Origin of the sequence: Ramlibacter sp., assembly GCF_035706265.1 — a bacterium.
Lineage (GTDB): Bacteria > Pseudomonadota > Gammaproteobacteria > Burkholderiales > Burkholderiaceae_C > Ramlibacter.
On record NZ_DASSVG010000310.1, the window covers coordinates 1 to 5,232 of the forward strand.

Sequence of the window (5,232 nt, forward strand, 5' to 3'; positions counted from 1 at the left end):
TCCGGCACGATGCGGGCGGCGGCCAGCAGTTCGGCGACGACTTCCTCGTGCTGCTCCGAGTTCTGCCGCAGGTCCACGGTGGCGAGGTGGAAGCCGAACACCTCCACGGCGCGGATCAAGGGCTTCAGCCGCTGCTGCACCAGCGCCGAGGCGTGGTGCGCCAGCAGCGACTCGCGTACGGTGCGCAGGTCGGCCAGGAATTCCTCGGCGCTCGCATAGGGGCTCTGCGGCGGCAGCACGTGGCGCGCGGCATCGCCGCCGGTCAGTTCCCTCAGCGTGGCGGCGAGCCGCGCGTACATCCAGTTGATCGCCCGCCGGTAGGGTTCGTCCATGCGGTGTTCGCCGTGGTCCGGCGAGCTGTCGGCCAGCGCCTGCATCGCCGGCGTCACCTGCACCAGCAGGGCCGACATGGAGAACTCGGTCCCGAGCAGGAACAGCTCGGTGAGGTAGTGGCGCAGCGCCACCTCGCACTGGCGGCGCAGCGCGTACACCAGCGTTTCGGCCGTGACGTTCGGATTGCCGTCGCGGTCGCCGCCGATCCACTGCCCCATGCGCAGGAAGCTCGCCACCGGCTGCTGCGGCCCCAGCTCCTGCTCCAGGTGCGCATACAGCTTGGGGATCTCGCGCAGGAAGGTGGCTTCGTAGTAGCTCAGCGACGTCTCGATCTCGTCGGCGACCGTGAGCTTGGTGAACCGCAGCAGCCGCGTCTGCCACAGTTGCAGCACGCGGGCGCGCATCTGCGCCTCGTTGGCCGCCAGCTCGCGCGGTGCCAGCGCGTCGCGGGGCTGGGCGCGGGCCCGGATCTCATCGCGCTCGGCGAGCAGGCGGGCCAGGTCGCGTTCGGCATCGAGGATGCTCTTGCGCTGCACCTCCGTGGGATGGGCCGTGAGCACGGGCGAGAGGTAGCTGTGGGCGAGCATCTGCGCCACGGCGCGCGGCTGGATGCCGGCCCAGCGCAGGCGCGCCAGCGCCACGTCGATGCTGCCTTCCTGGGTGTCGCCGGCGCGCTCGTGCACCTGGCGCCGGCGGATGTGGTGCCGGTCCTCCGCCAGGTTGGCGAGCAGGCTGAAATACGTGAAGGCGCGGATCACGCTCACGGCCTGCTGGCCCGAAAGCGACTTCAGCAGCGACTTCAGCTCGCGGTCGGCGGCCTGGTCGTCGTGGCGGCGGAAGGAGACCGAGAGCTTGCGGATGCGCTCGACGAGATCGAAGGCGTCCACGCCTTCCTGCTCGCGGATCACGTCGCCCAGGATGCGGCCCAGCAGCCGGATGTCCTCCACGAGGGGGCGTTCGTTGTCCTTCGCACGCCGGACGGCGGGCTGCTCGGGAGGCGGCATGGGCTCTTCTCGTCTTTGGGAACGCGGGGATGCTAGCATCGACCATCTCCCATCCAACATCGCAGGTTACGAAGTGAGCCAGTTCACCATCGCCACGCGCGAAAGCCGGCTGGCCCTCTGGCAGGCCGAGCACGTCAAGGCCTTGCTGGAGCAGCGCGGCCACCAGGTCGCGCTGCTGGGCATGACGACCAAGGGCGACCAGATCCTCGACCGCTCGCTGTCCAAGGTGGGTGGCAAGGGCCTGTTCGTGAAGGAGCTGGAAGTGGCGCTGGAGGAAGGCCGGGCCGACCTCGCCGTGCACTCGCTCAAGGACGTCCCGATGGACCTGCCGCAGGGCTTCGAGCTCGCCTGCGTCATGGAGCGCGAGGATCCGCGCGACGCCTTCGTCTCCAACAAGTACGCGAAGCTGGCGGATCTGCCGCAGGGTGCGGTGGTGGGCACCTCCAGCCTGCGCCGCGTGGTGCTGCTGCGCGCGCTGCGGCCGGACCTGAAGATCGAGCCGCTGCGCGGCAACCTCGACACCCGGCTGCGCAAGCTCGATGACGGCCAGTACGACGCGATCGTGCTGGCCAGCGCGGGCCTCAAGCGCCTGGGGCTGGGCGATCGCATCCGCGCGATCTTCGAGACCAGCGAGATGCTGCCCGCCGCGGGGCAGGGCGCGCTCGGTATCGAGTCGCGCTCGGAGCGGCCCGACGTGGCCGGCGCGCTGGCCCCCTTTGCGCACCAGACCACGTGGCTGTGCGTGGCGGCCGAACGCGCCGTGAGCCGCGCCATGGGCGGCAGCTGCTCGATGCCGCTGGCGGCCCATGCCACGCTGGAAGGCGAATACCTGCAGCTGCGCGCCGCCTGGGGCGACCCGGACAAGCCGGGTGCGCTGGTCACCGCGCGCGGCGCGGAGGTGGTGGCGGATCTCGCCGAGGCCGCCAGGCTGGGCGAGGAAGTCGCCGCCAAGCTGCGCGCGGGCGGCGCCCACTAGGGCCGCCCCATGTCCGTGGTGCTCACCCGGCCGCGGCAGGAGGCCGAGCGCTGGGCGGGGCGCCTGCGCGCGCGCGGCCATGCGTCGCTCGTGCTGCCGCTGATCGAGATCGCTCCCCCGCCCGACCTGCAGCCGCTGCGCGCCGCCGCAGCCGACCTGGCGCGCTACCGGGCCGTGATGTTCGTCAGCGCCAACGCGGTGCAGGGCTTCTTTGGGGTGGCAGGCGGGTTCGACGGGCCGCGCGCCTGGGCGCCGGGGCTCGGCACGCGCGACGCCTTGCGCGCTGCCGGCGTGCCGCCCGAGCGGATCGACACGCCAGCGCCGGACGCCGGCCAGTTCGATTCGGAAAGCCTCTGGCAGCAGGTGCAGGGGCAGCTCCACGCGGGCGAGCGCCTGCTGCTGGTGCGCGGCGGCGACGGCGAGGGCCGCAGCCAGGGCCGCGAGTGGCTCGCGCAGCAGCTCGCCGCGCAAGGGGTGACCGTCGACACCGTGGTGGCCTACATCCGCCGGTGCCCGTCCTGGGGCGAAGAAGAGCGTGCCCTGGCGCGCCGGGCCGCCGCCGACGGATCGCTGTGGCTGTTCAGCAGCTCGGAAGCCGCCGCCAATCTCGCCGCCCTGCTGCCCGGCCAGTCGTGGGCCGGGGCGCGGGCGCTGGCGACGCATCCGCGCATCGCCCTGGCCGTGCGTACGCTCGGCTTCGGCGATGTGCGCGAATCACGTCCGGCCCTCGAAGACGTGGTGGCGTCGATAGAATCGGTCGGATGAGTTCGCTGCCTCCCGCGCCCCCGCCCGAGCCCTCCGTGCTGCCGGCGCCGGCCCCGGCGGCGCCGCTGCCGCCGCCCGAATCGCGCGCCACCGGCCTGGCCCGCGCGACGCTGTTCGCATTGACCCTGCTGGCGGCGGCCGCGCTGCTCTCGAGCGTGATGCTGTGGCAGCGCCTCTCCGCCATCCAGGAGCAGCTCGCGCGGCAGAGCGCCGACAGCGGTGCGAATGCCATCGAGGCCCGCGCGCTGGCGCGCCAGGCGCAGGACGTGGCGCGCGACACCGCGGCCCGCCAGACGGTGCTGGAAACGCGCCTGTCCGAAGTGGCCCTGCAGCGCACGCAGCTGGAGGACCTGATCCAGAGCCTGTCGCGCACGCGCGACGAGAACCTGGTCGTCGACGTGGAGTCGGCGCTGCGCCTCGCGCAGCAGCAGACGCAGCTCACGGGCAGCGCCGAGCCCCTGCTCGCCGCGCTGCGCACGGCCGACCAGCGCCTGGAGCGCGCCGCGCAGCCGCGGCTGGCCCGGCTGCGTGCGGCGATCGCGCACGACACCGAACGCATCCGCTCGGCGGCCGTCACCGACGTGCCCGGCCTGCTCGCCCGGCTCGACGACATCGTGCGCCAGGTCGACGAACTGCCGGTGGCCAACGCGGTCCCGGCCCGCGCGCTGACCGAATCGCCGCGCCGCGGCACCGCACCCGCGGATGCCGCGTGGTGGCAGCGCTGGCGCGACGCGGTGCTGGAAGAGGCGCGCGGCCTGGTGCGCGTGAGCCGCATCGACCAGCCCGAGGCGATGCTGGTCGCGCCGGAGCAGGCCTTCTTCCTGCGCGAGAACCTCAAGCTCAAGCTGCTCAACGTGCGCCTGTCGCTGCTGGCGCGCCAGAACGACGCCGCGCGCGCCGACGTGGCCACGGCCACCGCCACCCTCAACAAGTACTTCGATCCGTCCTCGCGCCGCACCCAGTCGGTGGCCACGCAATTGCAGCAGGTGCAGGCGCAGGTGCGCTCGGCGGAGCTGCCGCGCGTGGACGAAACGATGGCCGCGCTCGCCACGGCCGCGGCGGGGAAGTAAGGAGATGCGCGCCGCCTTGTGGCTCCTGCTGCTGTTCGGCGTCGCCGTGGCGGGGGCGCTGTTCGCCGGCAACAACCAGGGCTCGGTGACGCTGTTCTGGCCGCCGTACCGCATCGACCTCTCGCTCAACCTGGTGGTGCTGCTGCTGGTGGCCGCCTTCTTCGTCGTGTACACGGCGGTGCGCGCGCTGTCGGCACTGTTCGACCTGCCGCGGCAGGCGCTGCGCTGGCGCACCCAGCAGAAGGAGCGCGCCATGCACGCGTCGCTGCTCGATTCGATCTCACACCTGCTGGCCGGGCGCTACATCCGCGCGCGCAAGTCCGCCGAGGCGGTGCTGGAGCAGGAAAGCTCGCTCACGGCCTCGGGCCAGAAGGCGCCCAACGCGGCGCAGCTGCGGTCCATTGCCCACGTGCTGGCGGCCGAATCGGCCCAGGCCCTGCAGGACCGCGCCGCGCGCGAGGAGCACCTGCAGCGCGCGCTGGAGCAGGCCTCGGCGCGCGACGCGCAGGAGACGCGCGATGGCGCGCTGCTGCGCGCGGCCCGCTGGGCGCTGGAAGACCGCGACCCCGAAGGCGCGATGAAGGTGCTGCAGGGCCTGCCGCAGGGCGCCGCGCGGCGCACGCTGGCGCTGCGCACGAAGCTGCGCGCGTCGCGCCAGGCGGGCCAGCCGCAGGAGGCGCTGGAGACGGCGCGGCTGCTGGCCAAGCACCATGCGTTCTCGGAAGTGGCCGCGGCCAGCATCCTGCGCGGACTGGCGATCGACCTGCTCAATGGCGCCTACGACGTCGGGCAGCTGCAGCGCGCCTGGGGCGAGCTGGAGCCGGCCGAGCGCCTGATGCCCGAGGTGGCGATCCATGCGGCGCAGCGGCTGATGGCGCTGCGCGGCGATGCGCGGCTCGCGCGCGAGTGGCTGCTGCCGGCGTGGGAAGCGCAGAGCGAGCTGGGCGACAACCTGCGCGTGAAATTGGTGTGCGCGCTGGAGGAGGGCCTCGATTCCATCGACGCCGCCTGGCTGGCGCGCATCGAATCGGCGCAGAAGGCGCATCCACGCGATGCCACGCTGCAGTACCTGGCGGGCATGGCC

5 protein-coding genes are annotated in these 5,232 nt (G+C 73.0%); 4 read left to right on the forward strand and 1 reads right to left on the reverse strand.

Features of this window, described 5'->3' with window-relative positions; all coding sequences use genetic code 11:
- Nucleotides 1-1,337, reverse strand: a 1,337-nt coding sequence (locus tag VFM98_RS11275; RefSeq protein ID WP_325110014.1) for a phosphoenolpyruvate carboxylase, incomplete at its 3' end; no start/stop codon positions are given.
- A gap of 73 nt (nt 1,338-1,410) precedes the next feature.
- On the opposite strand from VFM98_RS11275, the gene hemC reads away from it, so the two are divergent.
- The 4 genes from hemC to VFM98_RS11295 all read left to right on the forward strand — a co-directional run.
- Complete coding sequence (gene hemC / locus VFM98_RS11280) at nt 1,411-2,313, forward strand: hydroxymethylbilane synthase (protein ID WP_325110015.1); 903 nt, start codon at nt 1,411-1,413, stop codon at nt 2,311-2,313.
- A 9-nt stretch (nt 2,314-2,322) separates the two neighbouring features.
- Entirely contained in the window at nt 2,323-3,078 is a 756-nt protein-coding gene (locus VFM98_RS11285; RefSeq protein WP_325110016.1) for a uroporphyrinogen-III synthase, read from the forward strand.
- Nucleotides 3,075-4,148, forward strand: a complete 1,074-nt coding sequence (locus VFM98_RS11290) for a uroporphyrinogen-III C-methyltransferase (protein ID WP_325110017.1) — start codon at nt 3,075-3,077, stop codon at nt 4,146-4,148. Before VFM98_RS11285 ends, VFM98_RS11290 begins: the two co-directional genes overlap by 4 nt.
- A 4-nt stretch (nt 4,149-4,152) precedes the next feature.
- Nucleotides 4,153-5,232: heme biosynthesis protein HemY (locus tag VFM98_RS11295; RefSeq protein ID WP_325110018.1), on the forward strand; the 1,080-nt coding region annotated here is incomplete at its 3' end.

Coding starts and splice junctions, on each gene's coding strand:
- VFM98_RS11285 (WP_325110016.1), top strand. CDS start 2,323: ATGTCCGTGGTGCTCACCCGGCCGCGGCAGGAGGCCGAGCGCTGGGCG.
- VFM98_RS11290 (WP_325110017.1), top strand. CDS start 3,075: ATGAGTTCGCTGCCTCCCGCGCCCCCGCCCGAGCCCTCCGTGCTGCCG.